The following is a 21,165-nucleotide window of genomic DNA, read 5'->3' on the forward strand; positions in this document are numbered from 1 at the left end:
GGGAAGAACCTGGGAGCAGCCGGTGCCCTGCGGCGGGGTCAGAGGTTCTGGCCGGCCTGCATCTTGGGCAGCAGCTGCTTGACCGAGTCGATCGGGATGGCGAAGCCGAGGCCGACGCTGCCGGCCTGGCTGGTGGAGGCGCTGGAGCTGGCCCCGCTGCCGGAGTACATCGCGGAGTTGATCCCGATCACCTGGCCGGCGGCGTTGATCAGCGGGCCGCCGGAGTTGCCGGGGTTCAGCGCCGCGTCGGTCTGCAGCGCCTGGTAGGTGGCGGTGTCGCCGCCGCCCGAGCGGCCGGACGAGGAGGAGCCGTAGCCGGGGAAGCTGGGGTAGCCGAAGCCGCCGTTGCTGCGCGTGCTGCCCTCGTCCACCTGGACGGTGACCTGGCGGTTCTTGGCGCTGATGATGCCGGAGGTGACGGTGCCGGTCAGGCCCTCGGGGTTGCCGATGGCCACCACCGAGTCGCCGACCGCCACCGCGTCGGAGTCGCCCAGGGTCGCCGGGGTCAGCCCGCTGACGTGCGCGGCGCTGATCACCGCGACGTCCGTCGACTTGTCGGTGCCGGTGACCGTGGCGGTGGTCCTGCTGCCGTTCTGGAAGGTGACGGTGACGGTGCCGCCGGAGTCGACGGCGCCGGAGACCACGTGGAAGTTGGTGAGGATCTGCCCGTCCGCGGTGAGCACCACCCCGGTGCCGGTCGCGGTGCCGGAGGAGGTCTGCACGGTGATCTGGACGACGCTGGGGGAGACGGCGGCGGCGATCGCGGCCACGTCGGCGGTGCCGTCCGACTTGGCGGACACCGGGCTGACCACGGTGCCGGCGCTCGCGGTGGTCGCGGAGCCGTGCCGGCTGTCGGCGACCGCGCCGCCGGCCAGCCCGCCGAGCACGGCGGCCACCGCGGCGACGGCGGTCACCAGCGCGAGCCGACTGCGCAGGAAGCCGTTGCGGGCCCGGTGCCCGGGGCCGGCCGGAGCGGCCGCAGCGGCGGGGTCGGGCTCGAAGCCCGCGCTCCCGGAGCCCGCGCTCCCGAAGCCCGCGCTCCCGAAGTCCGTGGTCCCGAAGTCCGGGGTCCCCAAGTTCGCCGTCCCGAAGCCCGCCGTCCCGAAGGGCGGTACGTCGCTGTCCGGAGTCGGCGCGGCGGAGTGGTCGAGGTGAGCGGTGGGCGCCTCGGCCGGCTTCGGCGGGAGGGGGTACCCCGACTCATCTGCGGTGGTGCGGTGCTGGTCGCTCATGGACCTCACCGTCCGCCCGTCGGATGAGGATTCGATGAGAGTCAGGTCAGAACGGGTAGAGAAGCCCGTTGGCTTCTCATAAAGACCCGCTACTCTGCGGCACCCTCGGCCGGACAGCCGCAGGAGCGCCGGACCACCAGTCGGGACGGGAACTTGCGCACCCGCTCGGTGTCCGAGCCCGGCACCATCAGCGAGTCGTCCAGCACCAGGTCCACCGCGGCCCGGGCCATCGCCTCCCGCTCGCTGGCCACCGTGGTCAGCGGCGGGTCGGCCAGGGCCGCCTCCGGGATGTCGTCGAAGCCGGCCACCGCCAGGTCCTCCGGCACCCGCAGGCCCACCTCGCGGGCGGCCCGCAGCACGCCGAGCGCCTGGTCGTCGGTGGAGCAGAAGACGGCCGGCGGGCGGTGCGGGGAGCGCAGCAGCTCCAGGGCCACCTCGTAGGCGCCGTAGCGGTGGAACGGCGCGTCCACCAGCCGGCCCTCGGTGGCCAGCCCGGCCCCCTCCATGGCCCGCTGCCAGCCCTCCACGTGGTCGATCACCGGGTCGCCGGGCGCGGGGGTGTCCACCGGGCCGCCGAAGCAGGCGACGTACGGGTGGCCGTGCACCTCCAGCAGGTGGCGGACCACCAGCTCGGCGCCGCCGATGTCGTCGGTGACCACCGAGACGTCGTCGATCGCCTCGGGGCGGCGGTGCAGCAGCACCACCTTGGCGCCCTCCATCGCGGCGAACTCCTTGGCGGCGCGCTGCGGGGCGCCCTGGCTGACCAGGATCAGACCGGAGACCCGCATGCCGAGGAAGGCCTGGATGTAGTGCATCTCGCGGTCTTCGACGTAGTCGGAGTTGCCGATCAGCACCAGCTTGCCGCGGTCCGAGGCGGCCCGTTCGACCGCGTGCGCCATCTCGGCGAAGAACGGCTGCCGGGCGTCCGGCACGATCATGCCGATCAGGTTGGTCCGCCGGGAGGCCATCGCCTGCGCGACGCTGTTCGGGCGGTACCCGAGCTGCTCGATCGCGGCGAGCACCTTCTCCCGGGTCGCCGGCGCCACCGGCCGGGGACCGTCGTTGATCACATAGCTGACGACCGCGGTCGAGGTCCCAGCCAGTCGGGCTACATCGTCGCGCGTCACCTTGGCCACGGGGGGAGTCTACGCGTGTTTGTGCACGAGCAGGCGGGCCGGGCCCGGTACCATCCCGGACCCGGTCTCGATCAGGCCTCGTGCGCGCTGCCCACCGGCTGTTCGGCGGCCGCCCGGTCGCCCTTGTCCGCCTGCGAGGGGACGACGAACCGGTAGCCGACGTTGCGCACGGTGCCGATGAGCTGTTCGTGTTCGACGCCGAGCTTGGCCCGCAGCCGCCGCACGTGCACGTCCACCGTCCGGGTGCCGCCGAAGTAGTCGTAGCCCCAGACCTCCTGCAGCAGCTGGGCCCGGGTGAAGACCCGGCCCGGGTGCTGGGCGAGGTACTTGAGCAGCTCGAACTCCTTGAAGGTCAGGTCGAGCACCCGGCCCTTGAGCTTGGCGGAGTAGGTGGCCTCGTCGACCGACAGGTCGCCGTTGCGGATCTCCATCGGGCTGTCGTCCACCACGGCCTGCTGCTGGCGGCCCATGGCCAGGCGCAGCCGGGCCTCCACCTCGGCCGGCCCCGCGGTGTCGAGCAGCACGTCGTCGATGCCCCACTCGGCGGTGACGGCGGCCAGGCCGCCCTCGGTGACCACCAGCAGGAGCGGCGCGCTGACGCCGGTGGAGCGCAGCAACTGGCAGAGGGAACGGATCTGCGGCAGGTCGCGGCGGCCGTCGACCAGTATCACGTCGGCGCTCGGGGTGTCGACGAGGGCGGAGCCCTCGGCGGGCGCCACCCGCACCTGGTGCAGCAGCAGACCCAGGGCCGGCAACACCTCCGCCGATGGCTGCAGTGCGTTGGTGAGCAGGAGGAGAGAACTCATACCCGGGTCGTCCCCTTTTCTTCTCCGTGGCCGGCTGGCTGCCGCGCGTTCCGCTGGTGTGCACCTCGTTGTGCGGCGGTCGGCGCGGGTGGGCTACCACTCGCAAGGGCGTCCGTATCGGCGCCCTGAAAGCACAAAAGGACCCGGGGGCGACTCTGCCCGGATCCCTCACGCCCCGAGAATAGCCCAACACAGCGGGTCGGCGAAGGGGGTGCGCAACGTGATCAACCTCGCGTCGGGCCCGTGCGCCCCGGCTGCGACCCCGCCGGCCTGCGTTTTTCCGGACCAGCGGCGCTCCGCGCCATGATGGAGCACGGCAGCGACCGGCACACCCACGTGTACACCTTCGAGACCACAAGGAAGAGGGGCCGCCATGACCGCGACCACCGAACCCTCCCCCGCGGTGACCGGGACCATCCGCTACTGGGCCGCCGCCAAGTCCGCGGCGGGGCTCGCCGAGGAGCCGTACCGCGCCGCCACCCTGGCCGAGGCGCTGGCCCAGGCCAAGGAGCGGCACGCCGACAGGGCGACGTTCGTCCGCCTGCTGGACATCTGCTCCTACCTGGTGGACAGCGAGCCGGTCGGCGGCCGGGACCGGGCCCTGGTCCGGCTGACCGAGGGCGGCACCGTCGAGGTGCTGCCGCCGTTCGCCGGCGGCTGAGCCGCCGACCGGTCGGCGCCCGGTGACCGGGGGACGGATGGGGCCCGAGGAACCAAGCCTCCGGTCAGATCGTCGTACCGGCGACAGGTGAACGGACGGGGAGAGTACTGATGCGGATCTGGATCAAGGCAGCCGTCGCGATCGGTGTGCTCGGTGGACTCCTGGTGGGCGCCGACCGGATCGCCCTCTCGATGGCCGAGGGCCGGGCCGCGGACAAGCTGGCGGGCCGTCAGGGGATCACCGGGCGCCCGTCGGTCTCCATCGACGACTTCCCGTTCCTGACCGACCTGGTCGACAAGCGGCTGGGCAGCGTCCACCTGGCGGCGGATCAGATGCAGCTCAGCGGCGGCGGCCAGAGCTTCCAGCTGGAGCACTTCACCGCCCAGCTGAACGGGGTCCAGGTGGACGACAACCTGACCGGCGCCACCGTCGACTCCGGCAGCGGCTCGGGCCGGATCGGGTACCAGGAGGTGCAGCGGCTGATGGGCCTGGACGCGCGCACCTCCCTCGCGTACGGCGGCCCCGGCCTGCTCAAGGTGGGCTACCAGGTGCTCGGCCAGAAGGTGACCACCACGGTCAAGCTGCGCACCGACCGCAACAGGATCCTGGTCGACAGCGTCGGCGACCTGCCGGGCGTGGGCAGCCTGCCGGGCGTGAGCGGCACGATCAGCAGCGCCATCGGCTCCAAGAGCTTCGACCTGCAGGGCCTGCCGGTGGGCCTCAACCTGAAGAGCGTCGTCCCGCAGCCGGACGGCCTGGAGCTCGATTTCGAGGGCAGCAAGGTCCAGCTGACGAGCTGACCGGGGGCTCCGCCGGGTCGGCGCGGGGCAAGACAGGGTCAAATCCCAGCATGCGAGCGTTCTGGTCTCGCCATTCGATACGCTGGTGACAGCGGCGCGTCCCGGTCCCTAGCATCGTCCCCATGAAGCGACAGGCAGATCTCACCAAGCGGCGGGCGGTAGACCTCTGCCGCGTGGCTGCCTGCCTGTGTCGAATGCGCTGACCGGCGGCCCGCTCCGGCAGAATCGACCCGCCGCCTCGCCCCTTCTCCCGGCCTGACCAGGCATCTCCCGCCTGCGGCCGATCGCTGGAACCAGCACCGAATCCCCTTGCCCGCCGGCGTGCGCCGCGCAGATTCGTCCCACTATCCGGACATCATCCCGGAGAGTGGGCGAGCGTCCGTGCCGCCCGGGTGCCTGACCTTCCGCCAACCGCCCCCGGATGGAGACAGATCACATGAGCCGCAGCGACGTCCTGGTCGACGCCGACTGGGTCCAGGCCCACCTGGACGACCCGAAGGTTGTCATCGTCGAGGTGGACGAGGACACGTCCGCGTACGACAAGAACCACATCAAGAACGCCGTCCGGATCGACTGGAAGCAGGACCTCCAGGACCCGGTCCGCCGCGACTTCGTCGACCAGGCCGGCTTCGAGGCGCTGCTCAGCGCCAAGGGCATCGCCAACGACGACACCGTGGTCCTCTACGGCGGCAACAACAACTGGTTCGCCTCCTACGCCTTCTGGTACTTCAAGCTGTACGGCCACGGCGACGTGCGCCTGCTCGACGGCGGCCGCAAGAAGTGGGAGCTGGACTCCCGCGACCTGGTCGACGGCTCCGAGGTCCCCGCCCGCGCGGCCACCACGTACCGGGCCCAGGCCCAGGACACCGCGATCCGCGCCTTCCGCGACGACGTGGTGAACGCGATCGGCACGGCCAACCTGGTCGACGTCCGCTCGCCCGACGAGTTCTCCGGCCGCCTGCTCGCCCCGGCCCACCTCCCGCAGGAGCAGTCGCAGCGCCCGGGCCACGTGCCGAGCGCCCGCAACATCCCGTGGTCGAAGAACGCCAACGACGACGGCACCTTCAAGTCGGACGAGGAGCTGCGCGCCCTCTACGCCGCCGAGGGCGTCGACCTGTCCAAGGACACCATCGCCTACTGCCGGATCGGCGAGCGCTCCGCGCTCACCTGGTTCGTGCTGCACCAGCTGCTGGGCCAGGAGAACGTCCGCAACTACGACGGCTCCTGGACCGAGTACGGCAGCCTGGTCGGCGTCCCGATCGAGCTCGGCGCCAACTGAGTCCCGCGGCGTACCGAGAAGCAAGGAGATCCAGACATGTGTGGTGCGAAGGCCGGCGGCCCGGACCTGGCAGGAGTTGACGTGGCGAGCGAGACGATCATCCAGGGTTCGGTGACCCGCGACGGTGAGCCGGTCAGCGGCTACGTCCGGCTGCTGAACGAGGGCGGCGAGTTCACCGCGGAGGTGCCCACCTCGGCGACCGGGCAGTTCCGCTTCTTCGCGGCCCCGGGCAACTGGACCGTGCGCGCGCTGGTTCCCGGCGCGACCGTGGACCGCAAGGTGGTCGCCTCCCAGGGCGCCCTGACCGAGGTCCCGATCGCGGTCTGATCCCGCGACGCGCGAGCAGTACCGACGAGCCCCTGCCCAGGCAGGGGCTCGTCGCTCTACCGTGGTGGTGTGCAGCAGCGCAACCGGCACCGGTACTACTTCGCGATGATGGGCGGCTGCCTGGCCCTGTTCGTCCTCGCCTGGGGCGTGGTGCGCTTCTTCTCGGTGGGCGCCGCGATCGCGATGTGCGTGGTGGCGATGGTGATCCCGCCGCTGGCCGCCGTCTTCGCCAACCGGCGCGACCCCGAGGACGACTGGTGGCAGGACCCGCGCTGGGACGACCCCGACTGGGACCGCCCCGGCCACGACCGCGACCGGCCGGACCGGGAGCCGGGCGGTGACCGCCCGGACCGCGGGCCGCGCGGCCCGCAGGATCAGTAGACCAGCGCCTGTACGCCGTCGGCCATGATCTCGCTGACGAAGACCTGGGCGCCGGCGATCCGGACGCCGGGCAGCGTGTCGGCCGCCTCGATGCCGCGCCGCGCCGCGCACTGGGTGCACAGCGTCACCTGGCCGGCGGCCAGCAGCGTGGCCAGCAGCTCCGGCAGCGGGGCGGCGTGCGGCAGCTCGAACTCGGCGGCCCGGCCGGGCAGCGCGAACCAGGAGGACTCGCCGGTCAGCCAGAGCGAGACCTCGACCCCGCTGGCGACCGCCACGGTGGCGACGGTGAACGCCTGCGAGCACCGCTCCGGCGCATCGGCTCCGGCAGTGACCTTGATGACCAGCTTCTTCGACACCCCGTCAGCCTATGCGCTGCGCGGGCCGCCGTGTGGCGGGCCTCACCGCGTGGGCCCCGGCGGTGCCCGATAGACTCGCGCCGTTACCGTACGTCCGTACTTCTCCGTCGAGCCGGGAGCGCCCCCATGGACAATGGCCTGGAAATCTTCTTCACCGCTCTGCTGGTGATCATGTCGATCGTCATTGTCTGGTTCGCCGCGTTCTCGGTCATGAAGCTGTACCAGGGCCAGCGCTGACCTCTCCCAGTACCGTAGGGATAGTCCGACTGCCCCCGAACGCGACCAGGACCATGATCGAGATCCCCTCTGACCTCCACAAGGACGTCGTTTCGCTGGCCTTCCTCCTCGGTACCTGGGAGGGCGCGGGCGTCTACGACTTCCCCGGCACGGAGAAGTGCAACTTCGGCCAGGAGCTGATCTTCCGGCACGACGGCCGCCCGTTCATCGAGTACCGCTCCCGCAGCTGGGTGCTCGACAGCGACGGCGAGAAGGTCCGCCCGCTGGAGAACGAGCACGGCTTCTGGCGGATCACCAGCAACCACCACGGCACCAGCGGTGAGCGCGAGGTCGAGGTCTCGATGGTGCGCGACGACGGCACCGTGGAGATCTGGTACGGCCGGCTCGCGGACGGCAAGCCGCAGATCGACCTGGCCACCGACGCGGTCGCCCGGGTCGAGGGCTCGGCCCCCTACAGCGGCGGCAAGCGGCTGTACGGCTACGTCAACGAGGAGCTGCTCTGGGTCGGCGAGAAGGCCGCCCCCGAGGTGCCGCTGCGCCCGTACATGTCCGCGCAGCTGAAGAAGGTGCTCAGCCCCGCGCAGCTGATCAAGGACATCAACGACCTGCCGGACGACGGGATCGCCTTCTTCCGCTGAACCGGGTGCCCGGGCCGTGGACCCCGGGCCGTGGACTAGGGACGGCAACGCAGTGAACAACGGCACGGCCGACTGGCGCGAGACCTGGTCGACGGACCTGCGCGAGCGCGGCTACCGCCTCACCCCGCAGCGCCAGCTGGTGCTGGAGGCGGTGGACGTGCTCGACCACGCGACCCCGGACGAGATCCTGGTCCGGGTCCGGCAGACCGCCAGCGGCGTCAACATCTCCACCGTCTACCGGACCCTGGAGCTGCTGGAGGAGCTGGGGCTGGTCTCGCACGCCCACCTGGGCCACGGCGCGCCGACCTACCACCTGGCCGGCCGGCACCACCACCTGCACCTGGTCTGCCGGGACTGCCAGCAGGTGACCGAGACCGACACCGCGATCGCCGCCCCGCTCATCGACAGCCTGCGCGAGCAGCACGGCTTCGACACCGACCTCAAGCACTTCGCCATCTTCGGCCGCTGCGCCGACTGCACCGCGAAGCTGTCCGGGCCGCAGTCGTAAGCTGGCGGGCATGAAGAGCCCGCTGCTGTCCCTGCCCGGAGCCGTCCCCGCCGAGGGGCCCGACGAGGGCGTCGCGGCCCACTACGGCGACCTCTTCCGCGAACAGCGCGAGCTGGCGGCCGGCCGCGCCTTCACCGACCTCTCGCACCGCGGCGTGGTCACCGTGACCGGCCCGGACCGGCTGGCCTGGCTGCACCTGCTGCTCACCCAGCACGTCAGCGAACTGCCCGCCCAGCAGGCGGCGGAGGCGCTGATCCTGTCCCCGAACGGACACGTCGAGCACGCCCTCTACCTGGTGGACGACGGCACCACCAGCTGGGCGCACGTCGAGCCGGGCACCCAGGGCGAGCTGGTGGCGTACCTGGAGCGGATGAGGTTCATGTACCGGGTGGAGGTCGCCGACGCCACCGAGCAGTTCGCCGTGGTGCACCTGCCGGCCGGCCACACCGCCGCGGCCGCCGGTGCCGCCGCGGTGCGGGAACTGCCCTGGGGCCGCGACCTGTTCCTGCCGCGCGCCGAACTGTCCGAGCAGGTCAAGGAGTTCGGCCGTCCGGCCGGTATCTGGGCGTACGAGGCGCTGCGCATCGAGGCGCACCGCCCGCGGCTGGGCTTCGAGACCGACCACCGCACCATCCCGCACGAGGTGGACTGGCTGCGCACCGCGGTGCACCTGAACAAGGGCTGCTACCGCGGCCAGGAGACGGTGGCCCGGGTGCACAACCTGGGCAAGCCGCCGCGCCGGCTGGTCTTCCTGCACCTGGACGGCACCGAGGAGGTGCTGCCGCCGCACGGCGCCGAGGTGCACCTGGCGAGCGAGCCGACCGGGCGCGCGGTGGGCTTCGTGACCTCTTCGGCCCGCCACCACGAGCTGGGCCCGATCGCGCTCGCCCTGGTCAAGCGGAACACCCCGGTCGACGCCGAGCTGCGGGCCGGCGGGGTGCCGGCCGCGCAGGACGTCGTCGTCGCGCCCTAGCCGGATCTCCGGCGCTAGACCTCCAGCAGCACGGTGAACGGACCGTCGTTCACCAGCGACACCTTCATGTCCGCCCCGAACCGGCCGGTCTCCACCTTGGCGCCGAGCGCGCGCAGCTGCTCGACCACCTCGGCCACCAGCGGCTCGGCGACCGGCCCCGGGGCGGCCGCGTTCCAGGTGGGGCGGCGGCCCTTGCGGGCGTCGCCGTAGAGGGTGAACTGACTGATCACCAGCAGCGGTCCGTCGAAGTCCGAGCAGGACAGCTCGCGGCCGGGACCGTCACCGGCCCCGCCCTCGAACAGCCGCAGCGACCAGAGCTTGCGCGCCAGCGCGGCCGCCTGCGCGGGGGTGTCGTCGTGGGTCACCCCGACCAGCACGCACAGGCCGGGGCCGCTGATCGCCCCGACGCGTTCCCCGGCCACCGTGACGGCCGCCTCGCTCACCCGCTGCACCACTGCTCGCATGCGGGCCATTCTCCCCCCGGCGCCCGGCCGGCCGGCACGCGCCCCAACTGGCGGTCGCTGCCAGGTGATATCAGCCATACCCGTTCGCCAGGCGGCCGTACGGGTGCATCTGCGCGGCGGGGGCGGTCGGCAGGTGGCACGATGCCAGGGTGGCCGCACCGGGCGGTGGCGGACGGCTGTTCGCGCAGCTCGCACGTCCGTGTCGGGGCGGCTCGCCCGGGTGGGTGCAAGCGGTCCGGCGGGGAACCCCTGAGCGGCCGTCAGGCGTGCACCCGGCAGCGGGGGGCGCAAGGGTGGGACCAGGACGCGAATGCAGGTGGTTGGGCGATGGAGACGAACGGGATTCCCCGCGAGGGCCTGGCGGGCGCCGAGCCCGGGCTGCCGCGGATCCGGGGCCTGGGCCTGGACGAACTGCGCCTGCTCCGCAAGGACGCCCAGGAGCAGGAGGCCGACCTCTCGTACCTGCGCCGGCTGCTGCAGGGCCGGGTGGACATCCTGCGGGCCGAGCTGGACCGCCGGACCCTGGACCGGCGCACCCCGGCCGGCCGGCCCCGGCCCGCGCACCCGGACACGCTGCTGCACCAGCTGCCGCAGATCCTCGCCGACACCCCGTCCAACGTCCGGCAGTCGGCCCGGCACGTCACCCTGGGTACGCCGCGCGGCGAGCAGTACCAGGCCCAGGCGGACGCCCTGATGGGCGACGTGCAGCTGGCCGACCTGGCCGCGCACGCCTCGGCCGAGCTGCTGGCCGCGCTCGACCGGCTCACCGCGCACGAGCGCGAGGTCTCCGGGCGCCGGCAGTCGCTGCAGCGGACGGCGGACGGCTGCAGCGCGGAGATCACCCGGCGCTACCGTGAGGGCGAGGCGCGGGTCGAGGACCTGCTGGCCGACTGAGCGGAGGATCCCGATGAACAGCAGCACCCCGATAGCCCCGGCCCCGGTCCTGGCGGAGGTGGTCCGGTCCGGCTTCGTCGAGGGGTACCACCGCGGGTCGCTGGTGCTGCTGGCCCCGGACGGCTCGGTGGAGCTGGCCCTGGGCACCCCGGAGCAGCCGGTCTTCCCGCGGTCCAGCAACAAGCCGTTCCAGGCGGTGGCCACCCTGCGGGCCGGCCTGGAGCTGCCGGACGAGCTGCTGGCGCTGGCCGCCGCCAGCCACGCGGGCGAGGACTTCCACCTGGCCGGGGTGCGGGCGATCCTGGCCGGCGCCGGGCTGGGGCCGGGCGACCTGCGCACCCCGCCGGACCTGCCGCTGGACCGCGACTCGGCCGAGCGGCACCTGGCCGCCGGCGGCGGGCGCGAGCCGCTGCTGATGAACTGCTCCGGCAAGCACGCCGGCTGGCTGGCCGCCAGCGCCGGGCGCGGCTGGACCACGGCGGACTACCTGGACCCGGCGCACCCGGTCCAGCTGCTGGCGCGGGAGGCGCTGGAGGAGGCGACCGGGGAGCCGGTGGCGGCGGTCGGCACCGACGGCTGCGGGGCGCCGCTGATGGCGGTCTCGCTGGTCGGCCTGGCCCGCGGCTTCCGCGGGCTGCTGCGGGCCCCCGCGGGTTCGGCGCCGCGCCGGGTGGCGGACGCGATGCGGGCGCACCCGCAGTACGTGGCCGGCACCGCGCGGCTGGACACCTGGCTGATGCGGGCGCTGCCCGGGGCGCTGTCCAAGGCGGGCGCGGAGGCGGTGCAGGCGGTGGCGCTGCCGGACGGGCGGGCGCTGGCCGTCAAGATCGAGGACGGCAACGGGCGGGCCCTGGGCCCGGTGCTGGTGGCGCTGCTGGTGCGGCTGGGCTACCCGGCCGAGGCGCTGGCCCGGGTGGCGGCCGCGCCGCTGTACGGCGGCGGGGAGGTCGTCGGCGAGGTCCGCGCGGTGGTCTGACGGGGCCTCACCGGGGGAGGAGAGCCGGGTCGGTGGCCACACCCACCGACCCGGTCAGGCGCCTCAGTGGGCGTCGCCGGACTCGGCCAGGCGCTTGATCGAAGCGGTGATCTCGGTCTCCGCCTCCAGGCGGCCGACCCACTCGGCACCCTCGACCGACTTGCCGGGCTCCAGGTCCTTGTAGACCTCGAAGAAGTGCTGGATCTCCAGGCGGTCGAACTCCGACACGTGGTGGATGTCGCGCAGGTGCTCCCAGCGCGGGTCGGTGGCCGGCACGCAGAGCAGCTTGTCGTCGCCGCCCGCCTCGTCGGTCATCTTGAACATGCCGATCGCGCGGCACTTGATCAGGCAGCCGGGGAAGGTCGGCTCGTCCAGGATGACCAGTGCGTCCAGCGGGTCGCCGTCCTCGCCGAGAGTGCCCTCGACGAAGCCGTAGTCGGCCGGGTAACGGGTCGAGGTGAAGAGCATCCGGTCAAGGCGGAGGCGACCGGACTCATGGTCGACCTCGTACTTGTTGCGGGAGCCCTTCGGGATCTCGATGGTGACGTCGAACTCCAACGGTGCCTCCAAAGTAGGGACTGACAGAATCCCAGTGTCTCCTACCGGAGGGAGTGCTGTGGAAAGGGGTTGGGCAGTGGCAGGCACGCGCAGGGGCCGGGCGGCGGTGGTGGCCGCGACGGCGGGGTTCACCCTGCTGGCGGGGAGCACGCCGGCACACCCGCAACCGGGCTCCGCCCCGGCCGCGCCCCCGGTGCTGCAGCCCGCCGTCACCAGTGGCACCGAGGACCTGCCCACCGCGGCCGGACTGCAGGCCGCGCTGGGCCAGTTGACCCAGGACAAGGCGCTCGGCACGCTCACCTTCGCGATCGCCGACGGCGGCACCGGCAAGCTGCTGCTCGGCTCCGGCGAGGGGACCCCGGCCACCCCGGCCTCCACCACCAAGCTGGCCACCTCGGTGGCCGCGCTCAGCCTGCTGCCCGCGGACACCCGGATCGCCACCAGGGTGGTGCAGGGTGCCACCCCGGCCGACATCGTGCTGGTCGGCGGCGGCGACCCCACGCTGACCGGGCTCCCGCAGGACCAGATCCGGATCGGCGGCGTGCCGGTGGACGCCGAGACGGCCCCCGCCTCGCTGATCGACCTGGCCGGGCAGACCGCCGCCGCGCTCAAGGCGGCCGGGGTGACCACGGTCCACCTCGCCTACGACACCTCGCTGTACACCGGCGCCGCCGCGCACAAGAACAACGACGGGACCAACATCGGCCCGATGTCCGCGCTGATGTCGGACGAGGGCCGCAACAACCCGGCCGACGACGTGGAGGCCCCGGTCCGGGTCGCCGACCCGGCCGCGCAGGCCGCCGGCCGGTTCGCCGACCTGCTCGGCGCCCAGGGCGTGCGGGTGGACGGCAAGCCGAAGGAGGGCCCGGCCCCGGCCGGCGCCGCCCGGCTCGGCCAGGTGTTCTCGCCGACCCTGCCGCGGCTGGTCGAGCGGCTGCTGACGCACTCCGACAACACGCTGGCCGAGGCGGTCGGCCGGCAGGTGGCGATCGCCGCGCACCAGCAGGCCAGCTACGAGGGCGCCGGGGCCGCGGTCAGCCAGACCGTCGGCTCGCTGGGCGTGCCGCTGGCCGGCGTCTCGCTGAACGACGCCAGCGGGCTCAACCCGCACAACGCGATCCCGCCGGTGGTGCTGGCCGACCTGCTGGCACTGGCCGCCTCGCCGGACCACCCGCAGTTGCGCCCGGTGCTCACCGGCCTGCCCATCGCCGGGCTCACCGGCACCCTGGACAAGCGGTTCAGCGCGCCGCAGGGCTCGGCCGACGGGGCCGGCGTGGTGCGGGCCAAGACCGGCACCCTGAGCGGCATCAACACCCTGGCCGGCACCGTGGTGGACGCCGACGGGCGGCTGCTGATCTTCGCGGTGATGACCAAGGGCGGGGCCGGCGACACCCGGGCCGCGGTGGACCGGATCGTCTCGAAGCTGGTCTCCTGCGGCTGCCGCTGAAGGCGCGAAGCGCTGCCCCGGACGCACCCGAGCACGTACGGTGAGTTCATGACGAGCGCGAGCGGCGGAACGGACATGGTCGACTGGAACCTCGCGGTCGCGACCGCGACCAGGCTGGCCCGGCCCGGTCCGCAGGTCAGCCGTGAGGAGGCCCGCGAGGTGGTGGCCGAACTGCGCCGCCACGCGCTGACCGCCGAGGACGCCGTGCGCGACTACACCCGGATGCGCGCCGCCCGGCTCGGCGGCGACGGCGCCGCCCCGGTGCTGGTGGTGGACCGGCCGGGCTGGGTGCGGGCCAACGTGGCGGGCTTCCGCACCGTGATCCGCCCGCTCACCCGCAAGCTGGCCGCCCGCCGGGCCGAGACCCCCGGCGGCCAGGTACTCGGCACGCTCGGCGAGAAGCTCACCGGCGTCGAGGTCGGCGCCGTGCTCGCGCTGCTCTCCGGCAAGGTGCTCGGCCAGTACGAGACCTTCGCCGCCGCCGAGCCGCGCGCGCCGCGGACTCCGGACAGTCCGGCCGAACTCTTCGACCAGCCCCGGACGGCCGAGCAGCCGGGCACGCCGGGCCGGCTGCTGCTGGTGGCGCCCAACATCGTCCAGGTGGAGCGGGAGCTGGACGTCGACCCGCACGACTTCCGGCTCTGGGTCTGCCTGCACGAGGAGGCCCACCGCACCCAGTTCAGCGCCGTGCCCTGGCTGCGCGACCACGTGCAGTCCGAGGTGCAGGCCTTCCTGGGCGAGACCGACGTGGAACCGATCGCGCTGCTGGAGCGGCTGCGCGAGGCCCTGGCGCCGGGGGAGCGTCCGGCCGGCTCCGGCAGCCTGCTGGAGGTGGTGCAGACCCCCAACCAGCGCGAGATCCTGGGCCGGCTGACGGCGGTGATGTCGCTGCTGGAGGGCCACGCCGACGTGGTGATGGACGGGGTCGGCCCGGCCGTGGTGCCGAGCGTGGCCGAGATCCGGGAGAAGTTCCAGCGCCGCCGGGACAAGGGCGCCGGCCGGCTCGACCTGATGCTGCGCCGGCTGCTCGGGATGGACGCCAAGCTGCGCCAGTACCAGGACGGGGCGGTCTTCGTGCGCGGCGTGCTGGACCGGATCGGGATGGACGGCCTCAACCTGGTGTGGACCTCGCCGAACACGCTGCCGACCAAGGAGGAGATCCACGACCCCTCCGCCTGGGTGGCCCGGGTCGGACGCCAGTCCCAGCCCAAGCCCCCGGACGAGTGAGCGGGTGGGGCGAGGGAACGTTTCTTCATTCACCCGTCCGTGGGACGGTGGTCGTACCGGTGGCGCGGACGCCCCGGCCCTGCCCGCCGGTCTGAGACGATCTGCCTGCGACGATCCGTGACTGACCGGTCACCCGGTGGTCGTCCCCCCGGTCCCTCCCCGTCCCAGGAGCTCCCCATGGGCCCACACCCCGCCGTCGCGGCGATACGCCTGGCCGCCCGCCGCGCCCTGCTCGACCTGGTCGCCGAGCACGCCCGGGCCGGCGCTCCCGCGCTGCTGCCCGCCACCGCCCGGGCCACTGCCCAGGCGGTCGTCCCCGCGCCCGCCGCCCCCGCGCCGCTCGCCGCCACCGCCCCGGTCGGCGGCCACGCCGGCGTGCTGATCGGCAACGCCCGCCGGCACCCGTCCGGGCTGCCGCGCACCCCGGCCGCCCCCGGCTCCCCGCTGGTCCTGGTCGCCGTCAGCGGCGGCGCGGACTCCATGGCGCTGGCCACCGCCACCGCCTTCGAAGCCCCCAAGCTCGGCCTGCGGGTCGGCGCCGTCACGGTGGACCACGGCCTGCAGGAGGGCTCCGCCGAGCGCGCCCAGCAGGTCGCCGAGCGGCTGCGCGCCCTCGGCCTGGACCCGGTGGAGGCCGTGCCGGTGCACGTCGGCCGGCAGGGCGGCCCCGAGGCCGCCGCCCGGGACGCCCGGTACGCGGCGCTGGACGCGGCCGCCGAGCGCCACCGGGCGATCGCCGTCTTCCTCGGCCACACCCGCGACGACCAGGCCGAGACCGTGCTGCTGGGCCTGGCCCGCGGCTCCGGCGCCCGCTCGCTGGCCGGCATGCCGGGCCGCAAGGGCCGGTACCGCCGCCCGCTGCTCGACCTGGACCGGGCCGCCACCCGGCAGGCCTGCGCCGCCCAGTCCATCCCGGTCTGGGACGACCCGCACAACCTGGACCCCGCCTACACCCGCGCCCGGGTCCGGCACGAGGTGCTGCCGGTGCTGGAGAAGCACCTGGGCGGCGGCGTGGTGGAGGCCCTGGCCCGCACCGCCCGGCTGTTCCGGGACGACGCCGACGCGCTGGACCAGTGGGCCGAGCGGGCCGAGCTGGAGCTGGGCCGCGCCGATCCGCAGGACGGCGCCCGCTCGCTCGCCGTGGCCGGGCTGGCCGAACTGCCCAGCGCGGTGCGCCGCCGGGTGCTGCGCCGGGCGGCGCTGCGCACCGGCGCACCGGCCGGCGACCTGTTCGCGCGGCACCTGGAATCGGTGGACCTGCTGGTCACCGGTTGGCGCGGTCAGGGACCGCTGCAGCTACCCGGGGGAGTCGAGGTCACCCGCCGGTGTGGCAACCTGGTGTTTCGGCGGCGGAACGACTGACCGCCGGCACAGGACCACGAACCCTTGAGGACGTATTCCCGGTGGACGACAAGGACATGGGCGCCGACCTGGCGAAGGTGCTCATCAGCAAGGACGAGATCGACGCCAAGCTGGCCGAGCTGGCCGAGCGGATCGACCGGGACTACGCCGGGAAGGACCTGCTGATCGTCGGCGTCCTCAAGGGCGCCGTGATGGTCATGGCCGACCTGGCCCGGGCCCTGCACTCCCAGGTGACGATGGACTGGATGGCGGTCTCCTCCTACGGGATGGGCACCAAGTCCTCCGGCGTGGTGCGGATCCTCAAGGACCTGGACACCGACATCGCCGGCCGCGACGTGCTGATCGTCGAGGACATCATCGACTCCGGGCTGACCCTGTCCTGGCTGCTGGGCAACCTGGGCTCGCGCGGCCCGGCCTCGCTCGAGGTCTGCACCCTGCTGCGCAAGCCGGACGCGGCCAAGGTCGAGATCGACGTCAAGTACGTCGGTTTCGACATCCCCAACGAGTTCGTCGTCGGGTACGGCCTGGACTACGCGGAGAAGCTCCGCAACCTGCCGTTCATCGGTACGCTCGCCCCACACGTGTACGGCGGCTGAGCCGAACCCGTCGCACAGGGGAACACGTCACCGGTTTCACCCGTTGGAGTCGGCGGACGGACAACTGGATAGGCCGTACCGCCGCGCTTCCCCGGAGCACGGCTTCACTGCTGTACGGTCAAATTACCCGCTCTTCCTACCGGCTCGGCCGGAACCGGGCGGGGTGCGCTCGCACAAATCGAATGCGCCGACGGCCGTGGCCGGGCGGTGCCGTTGAGTGGCAGGAGGGACGGGGCGGCAACGCCCCGCATGGATGGACGTCAAGCGATACTTCCGCGCGCCGATCGCATGGATCCTCCTGGCAGTCGTCGCCGTCATTGTGCTGATGAACGTCGTTTCGGACTCGAACGGCTACAAGACGGTAGACACCGGCCAGGTGGTCGCGGCGATCAATAATGGCCAGGTCAAGCAGGCGCAGCTCACCACAGGTGACTCCCAGACCATCAAGATCCAGCTCAAGGACGGCCAGTCGCTGCAGCCCGGCAGCTCCGGCAAGGTCCCCTCGGGCTCCAAGTTCCAGGCCTCCTACATCGGCGACCAGGGCAAGGACCTGGCCGAGACGATGGACAAGCAGCCGGCGGGCACCATCCCGCAGGGCTACACCGTCAGCCCCGAGAAGCAGTCGACCTTCGTCAGCCTGCTGCTCTCGATGCTGCCGATCGTGATCATCGTCCTGGTCTTCCTCTTCCTGATGAACCAGATGCAGGGCGGCGGCTCCCGGGTCATGCAGTTCGGCAAGTCCAAGGCCAAGCTGCTGACCAAGGACACCCCGAAGACCACCTTCGCCGACGTGGCCGGTGCCGACGAGGCGGTGGAGGAGCTCCACGAGATCAAGGAGTTCCTGCAGGAGCCGGCCAAGTTCCAGGCGGTCGGCGCCAAGATCCCCAAGGGCGTGCTGCTCTACGGCCCGCCCGGAACCGGCAAGACCCTGCTCGCGCGCGCCGTCGCGGGCGAGGCGGGCGTGCCGTTCTACTCGATCTCCGGCTCGGACTTCGTCGAGATGTTCGTCGGTGTCGGTGCCTCCCGGGTCCGCGACCTGTTCGAGCAGGCCAAGGCGAACGCCCCGGCGATCGTCTTCGTCGACGAGATCGACGCCGTCGGCCGGCACCGCGGTGCGGGTCTCGGCGGTGGCCACGACGAGCGCGAGCAGACCCTCAACCAGCTGCTGGTCGAGATGGACGGCTTCGACGTCAAGGGCGGCGTGATCCTGATCGCCGCGACCAACCGCCCGGACATCCTGGACCCGGCGCTGCTGCGCCCGGGCCGCTTCGACCGGCAGATCGCGGTCGAGCGCCCCGACCTGCAGGGTCGGCTGGACATCCTCAAGGTGCACCAGAAGGGCAAGCCGGTCGCGCCGGACGTCGACCTCAAGGCCGTCGCCAAGCGCACCCCCGGCTTCACCGGTGCCGACCTGGCGAACGTGCTCAACGAGGCCGCGCTGCTGACCGCCCGCTCCGACAAGAAGCTGGTCGACAACGCCACCCTGGACGAGGCGATCGACCGCGTGGTGGCGGGTCCGCAGAAGCGCACCCGGATCATGTCGGACAAGGAGAAGAAGATCACCGCGTACCACGAGGGCGGCCACGCCCTGGTCGCGGCGGCCTCCCCGAACGCCGACCCGGTGCACAAGATCACCATCCTGTCCCGCGGCCGGGCCCTCGGCTACACCATGGTGCTGCCGGAGGAGGACAAGTACTCGACCACCCGCAACGAGATGCTCGACCAGCTCGCCTACATGCTGGGCGGCCGTGCGGCGGAGGAGCTGGTCTTCCACGACCCGACCACCGGCGCCTCGAACGACATCGAGAAGGCCACCGCCACCGCCCGCGCGATGGTGACCCAGTACGGCATGACCGAGCGCCTGGGTGCGATCAAGTTCGGCAGCGACAACTCCGAGCCCTTCCTCGGCCGTGAGATGGGTCACCAGCGCGACTACTCGGAAGAGGTCGCCGGGCTGGTGGACGAAGAGGTCAAGAAGCTGATCGAGAACGCCCACAACGAGGCGTGGGAGATCCTGGTCGAGAACCGCGACGTGCTGGACAACCTGGTCCTGGAGCTCCTGGAGAAGGAGACCCTGAACAAGGAGCAGGTCGCCGAGATCTTCGCCCCCGTGGTGAAGCGCCCGGCCCGCCCGGCCTGGACCGGTTCGGCCCGCCGCACCCCGTCCACCCGTCCGCCGGTCCAGTCCCCCAAGGAGCTGGCGCTGAGCAACGGTGCGGCCGCCTCGCTGGAGAGCGGTCCGATGGACACCCTGAAGCTCCCCCCGGTCACCGGCGAGTCGACCGAGAGCTGACCGCCCCCGGCGGAATGAGTGCCGCGCCTCCCGGGTTTGTACCCTGGAGGCGCGGCATTCGTGCTGCTCGGACCGGCACCACCCTCACCCAGACCCTAGCGAGGCCCGCATGATCGACCCGGTGACGCTCGACGGCCAGGCCGCCGTCGGACCCTTCGACCAGAAGCGGGCCGAGAACGCGATCCGCGAACTGCTGATCGCCGTCGGCGAGGACCCGGACCGCGAGGGCCTGCTGGACACCCCGGCCCGGGTCGCCCGCGCCTACCAGGAGATATTCGCCGGCCTGCGCCAGCAGCCGGAGGACGTGCTGACCACGACCTTCGACCTCGGCCACGACGAGATGGTGCTGGTCAAGGACATCGAGGTGTACAGCACCTGCGAGCACCACCTGGTCCCGTTCCACGGCGTCGCGCACGTCGGGTACATCCCGTCGACCAGCGGCAAGATCACCGGCCTGTCCAAGCTGGCCCGCCTGGTGGACGTGTTCGCCCGCCGCCCCCAGGTGCAGGAGCGGCTGACCAGCCAGGTCGCCGACTCGCTGATGCGCATCCTGGAGCCGCGCGGCGCCATCGTGGTCGTCGAGTGCGAGCACATGTGCATGTCGATGCGCGGCATCCGCAAGCCCGGCGCCAAGACCATCACCTCGGCGGTCCGCGGGCAGCTGCGCGACCCCGCCACCCGGGCCGAGGCGATGAGCCTCATCATCGGCCGCTGAGGCCCGCTCAGCCGGTCCGCGGCTCCCGGTCGGGGGCCGGCTGCAGGTGGTCGCTCAGCCACTCCAGCGAGGCGGGCAGCTCGCGCCGCCAGGTGTCGAAGGTGTGGCCGCCGTCGGGCAGGAAGAGCGAGTCGACCGTCAGGTCCGGGTGGGCCCGGGCGGCCGCGGTGGCGGTGGCCAGGAACTGCTGGGTGGCGGCGTAGTCCTCCTCGGTCCTGGTGCTCACCACCAGCAGGCTGGCCCGCGGCACCGGCAGGTTGTGCAGCCGCCAGCCCAGGTCGTAGCTCTGGGCCAGCTGCTGGTTGCCGGCGAACAGGTCGCCGGTGCTCCAGTCGCCCTGCACCTGGTAGTCGGCGTGCAGCGCGGCCGCCGCCCCGTACGCGCCGGGGTCGCGCAGGGCCAGCCGCAGGGCGCAGCTGCCGCCGGTCGAGTACCCCAGGACGCCCCAGGAACCGGCCGAGCGGCTCACCCGGTAGGCGGAGCGCAGCGCGGTCGGCAGGTCCTTGGCGAACCAGGTCTCGGTGGCCGGGCCGCCGGGCACGTCCACGCACTCGGTGTTGCGCGGGGCCGCGACGGTGGGGCGGGCCATCACCACCACGGTGGGCGCCATCCGGCCGGTGCGCTGCAGCTCCCAGACGGTCTGCGGCGCGTGCAGCTCGCTCAGCAGGTGCACCGCCTGCCCGGGGTAGCCGCCCAGGGTCAGCAGCACCGGGAACCGCTCCCGGGCGTACTTCGGGTTGAAGTACTCGGGTGGCAGGTAGATGAACATCTGGTCGCTCAGGCCGCTCTCCTTGCCGCTCACCCGGATGGAGGTGACCTGCCCCACGTCCTCCGGCCTGCCCTGCGGCAGGTCGGTCACCTGGTCGAGCCCGCCCTCGGTGGTGGGCCGCACCAGGGTGTCGCCGACCGGCGGGCCGGAGCGCCCGGCGGACCCGGCGGGGGCCAGCGCGAGCTGTCCGCCGCCCGGCTGCAGCAGGTCCCGCCAAGTGGAGTAGAAGCCGTAGGCGTTGTTCAGGGAGAGCCCGCAGACCGCCAGCACGAGCAGCTGAGTGAGCGTCAGCAGCCCGACCCGGCCCAGCAGGTGCACCGGCCGGCGGCGGGCCAGCCGGGGCCAGCAGAGCACCGTGGCGACCAGGGCCAGCAGGGCGAGGGCGGCCACCAGGTACACCAGCGGGCTGCTGGTCAGTTCCATCCCAGGGCCTCCCCTTGGCAAGCGCCGCACGGGCTGTCGGAGCGTCAGGCGGCCCGCCGCACGGGCCGGGCGCGGCCGCGGCGGGTCCGGCTGACCCATCATCGGAG

At 72.9% G+C, this 21,165-nt stretch carries 24 protein-coding genes; 17 read left to right on the top strand and 7 right to left on the bottom strand.

Translation table 11 applies throughout. The annotated features are described in order from the left end of the window. Positions 1–38: 38 nt before the first annotated feature. The 3 genes from ACFW1A_RS05310 to ACFW1A_RS05320 all read right to left on the bottom strand — a co-directional run bounded on the left by ACFW1A_RS05310 (position 39) and on the right by ACFW1A_RS05320 (position 3,174). Positions 39–1,232: a S1C family serine protease gene (locus ACFW1A_RS05310; protein WP_380404460.1), complete on the bottom strand. Its 1,194-nt coding sequence runs from the start codon at positions 1,230–1,232 to the stop codon at positions 39–41. 89 nt (positions 1,233–1,321) lie between these two features. Further along, positions 1,322–2,368, bottom strand: a complete 1,047-nt coding sequence (locus tag ACFW1A_RS05315) for a LacI family DNA-binding transcriptional regulator (protein WP_380404463.1) — start codon at positions 2,366–2,368, stop codon at positions 1,322–1,324. Positions 2,369–2,439: 71 nt separating this feature from the next. Then, a complete protein-coding gene (locus ACFW1A_RS05320; RefSeq protein ID WP_380404466.1) occupies positions 2,440–3,174 on the bottom strand; it encodes a response regulator transcription factor in 735 nt (244 codons plus the stop codon). Between the two features lie 373 nt (positions 3,175–3,547). Here ACFW1A_RS05320 and ACFW1A_RS05325 point away from each other — a divergent pair, with 373 nt between their 5' ends. The 6 genes from ACFW1A_RS05325 (at position 3,548) to ACFW1A_RS05350 (ending at position 6,622) form a co-directional block, all read left to right on the top strand. Further along, the gene (locus ACFW1A_RS05325; protein WP_380404469.1) at positions 3,548–3,835 is read left to right on the top strand and encodes a MoaD/ThiS family protein; all 288 of its coding nucleotides are present in this window, start codon (positions 3,548–3,550) and stop codon (positions 3,833–3,835) included. A 110-nt stretch (positions 3,836–3,945) separates the two neighbouring features. Then, positions 3,946–4,635, top strand: a complete 690-nt coding sequence (locus tag ACFW1A_RS05330; RefSeq protein WP_380404472.1) for a DUF2993 domain-containing protein — start codon at positions 3,946–3,948, stop codon at positions 4,633–4,635. A gap of 122 nt (positions 4,636–4,757) precedes the next feature. Next, on the top strand, positions 4,758–4,838 hold the full coding sequence (locus ACFW1A_RS05335; protein ID WP_369405619.1) for an Ms5788A family Cys-rich leader peptide: 81 nt from the start codon (positions 4,758–4,760) through the stop codon (positions 4,836–4,838). 233 nt (positions 4,839–5,071) lie between these two features. Beyond that, entirely contained in the window at positions 5,072–5,914 is an 843-nt protein-coding gene (locus tag ACFW1A_RS05340) for a sulfurtransferase (protein ID WP_380404475.1), read from the top strand. A gap of 36 nt (positions 5,915–5,950) precedes the next feature. Further along, positions 5,951–6,241, top strand: a complete 291-nt coding sequence (locus ACFW1A_RS05345; protein WP_110666791.1) for a DUF1416 domain-containing protein — start codon at positions 5,951–5,953, stop codon at positions 6,239–6,241. Between the two features lie 69 nt (positions 6,242–6,310). After that, a complete protein-coding gene (locus tag ACFW1A_RS05350; protein WP_380404478.1) occupies positions 6,311–6,622 on the top strand; it encodes a DUF3099 domain-containing protein in 312 nt (103 codons plus the stop codon). On the opposite strand, the gene ACFW1A_RS05355 is transcribed toward ACFW1A_RS05350, so the two are convergent. Further along, positions 6,616–6,978, bottom strand: a complete 363-nt coding sequence (locus ACFW1A_RS05355; protein WP_380404481.1) for a DsrE family protein — start codon at positions 6,976–6,978, stop codon at positions 6,616–6,618. The two genes, ACFW1A_RS05350 and ACFW1A_RS05355, sit on opposite strands and share 7 nt — an antisense overlap. 290 nt (positions 6,979–7,268) lie before the next feature. Here ACFW1A_RS05355 and ACFW1A_RS05360 point away from each other — a divergent pair, with 290 nt between their 5' ends. The 3 genes from ACFW1A_RS05360 to ACFW1A_RS05370 are packed head-to-tail and all read left to right on the top strand — an operon-like array spanning position 7,269 to position 9,334. After that, the gene (locus tag ACFW1A_RS05360; protein WP_380404485.1) at positions 7,269–7,853 is read left to right on the top strand and encodes an FABP family protein; all 585 of its coding nucleotides are present in this window, start codon (positions 7,269–7,271) and stop codon (positions 7,851–7,853) included. A 52-nt stretch (positions 7,854–7,905) separates the two neighbouring features. Beyond that, on the top strand, positions 7,906–8,361 hold the full coding sequence (locus ACFW1A_RS05365; RefSeq protein WP_380404488.1) for a Fur family transcriptional regulator: 456 nt from the start codon (positions 7,906–7,908) through the stop codon (positions 8,359–8,361). Between the two features lie 10 nt (positions 8,362–8,371). Further along, on the top strand, positions 8,372–9,334 hold the full coding sequence (locus ACFW1A_RS05370; RefSeq protein ID WP_380404491.1) for a YgfZ/GcvT domain-containing protein: 963 nt from the start codon (positions 8,372–8,374) through the stop codon (positions 9,332–9,334). A gap of 14 nt (positions 9,335–9,348) precedes the next feature. Here the strand turns inward: ACFW1A_RS05370 and dtd are convergent, their stop codons facing one another. After that, entirely contained in the window at positions 9,349–9,798 is a 450-nt protein-coding gene (dtd, locus tag ACFW1A_RS05375) for a D-aminoacyl-tRNA deacylase (protein ID WP_380404494.1), read from the bottom strand. Between the two features lie 327 nt (positions 9,799–10,125). Between dtd and ACFW1A_RS05380 the strand changes: the two genes are divergently transcribed. Together ACFW1A_RS05380 and ACFW1A_RS05385 are read left to right on the top strand one after the other, a co-directional pair. Then, positions 10,126–10,692 carry an ABC transporter substrate-binding protein gene (locus ACFW1A_RS05380; RefSeq protein WP_380404497.1) on the top strand — a complete coding sequence of 189 codons (567 nt, stop codon included), beginning with the start codon at positions 10,126–10,128 and terminating at the stop codon, positions 10,690–10,692. 13 nt (positions 10,693–10,705) lie between these two features. Then, positions 10,706–11,668 (top strand): asparaginase, encoded by a 963-nt coding sequence (locus ACFW1A_RS05385; RefSeq protein WP_380404500.1) that lies wholly within the window; start codon positions 10,706–10,708, stop codon positions 11,666–11,668. Positions 11,669–11,731: 63 nt separating this feature from the next. Here the strand turns inward: ACFW1A_RS05385 and ACFW1A_RS05390 are convergent, their stop codons facing one another. Continuing rightward, positions 11,732–12,226, bottom strand: a complete 495-nt coding sequence (locus ACFW1A_RS05390) for an inorganic diphosphatase (RefSeq protein ID WP_035846397.1) — start codon at positions 12,224–12,226, stop codon at positions 11,732–11,734. Between the two features lie 76 nt (positions 12,227–12,302). Here ACFW1A_RS05390 and dacB point away from each other — a divergent pair, with 76 nt between their 5' ends. From dacB to folE, 6 genes are all read left to right on the top strand, one after another. Then, positions 12,303–13,673 (top strand): D-alanyl-D-alanine carboxypeptidase/D-alanyl-D-alanine-endopeptidase, encoded by a 1,371-nt coding sequence (gene dacB / locus ACFW1A_RS05395; RefSeq protein ID WP_380404504.1) that lies wholly within the window; start codon positions 12,303–12,305, stop codon positions 13,671–13,673. 48 nt (positions 13,674–13,721) lie between these two features. Then, positions 13,722–14,900 carry a zinc-dependent metalloprotease gene (locus ACFW1A_RS05400; protein ID WP_380404507.1) on the top strand — a complete coding sequence of 393 codons (1,179 nt, stop codon included), beginning with the start codon at positions 13,722–13,724 and terminating at the stop codon, positions 14,898–14,900. Between the two features lie 177 nt (positions 14,901–15,077). Beyond that, on the top strand, positions 15,078–16,262 hold the full coding sequence (tilS, locus tag ACFW1A_RS05405) for a tRNA lysidine(34) synthetase TilS (protein WP_380404510.1): 1,185 nt from the start codon (positions 15,078–15,080) through the stop codon (positions 16,260–16,262). A gap of 41 nt (positions 16,263–16,303) precedes the next feature. After that, entirely contained in the window at positions 16,304–16,858 is a 555-nt protein-coding gene (hpt, locus tag ACFW1A_RS05410) for a hypoxanthine phosphoribosyltransferase (RefSeq protein ID WP_380404513.1), read from the top strand. Between the two features lie 253 nt (positions 16,859–17,111). Beyond that, on the top strand, positions 17,112–19,151 hold the full coding sequence (ftsH, locus tag ACFW1A_RS05415; protein ID WP_380404516.1) for an ATP-dependent zinc metalloprotease FtsH: 2,040 nt from the start codon (positions 17,112–17,114) through the stop codon (positions 19,149–19,151). Positions 19,152–19,260: 109 nt separating this feature from the next. Further along, a complete protein-coding gene (folE, locus tag ACFW1A_RS05420; protein ID WP_380404520.1) occupies positions 19,261–19,866 on the top strand; it encodes a GTP cyclohydrolase I FolE in 606 nt (201 codons plus the stop codon). Positions 19,867–19,873: 7 nt separating this feature from the next. On the opposite strand, the gene ACFW1A_RS05425 is transcribed toward folE, so the two are convergent. Then, complete coding sequence (locus tag ACFW1A_RS05425; RefSeq protein WP_380404523.1) at positions 19,874–21,058, bottom strand: alpha/beta hydrolase; 1,185 nt, start codon at positions 21,056–21,058, stop codon at positions 19,874–19,876. Positions 21,059–21,165: the final 107 nt, after the last annotated feature.

The organism is Kitasatospora sp. NPDC058965, assembly GCF_042741245.1.
Lineage (GTDB): Bacteria > Actinomycetota > Actinomycetes > Streptomycetales > Streptomycetaceae > Kitasatospora.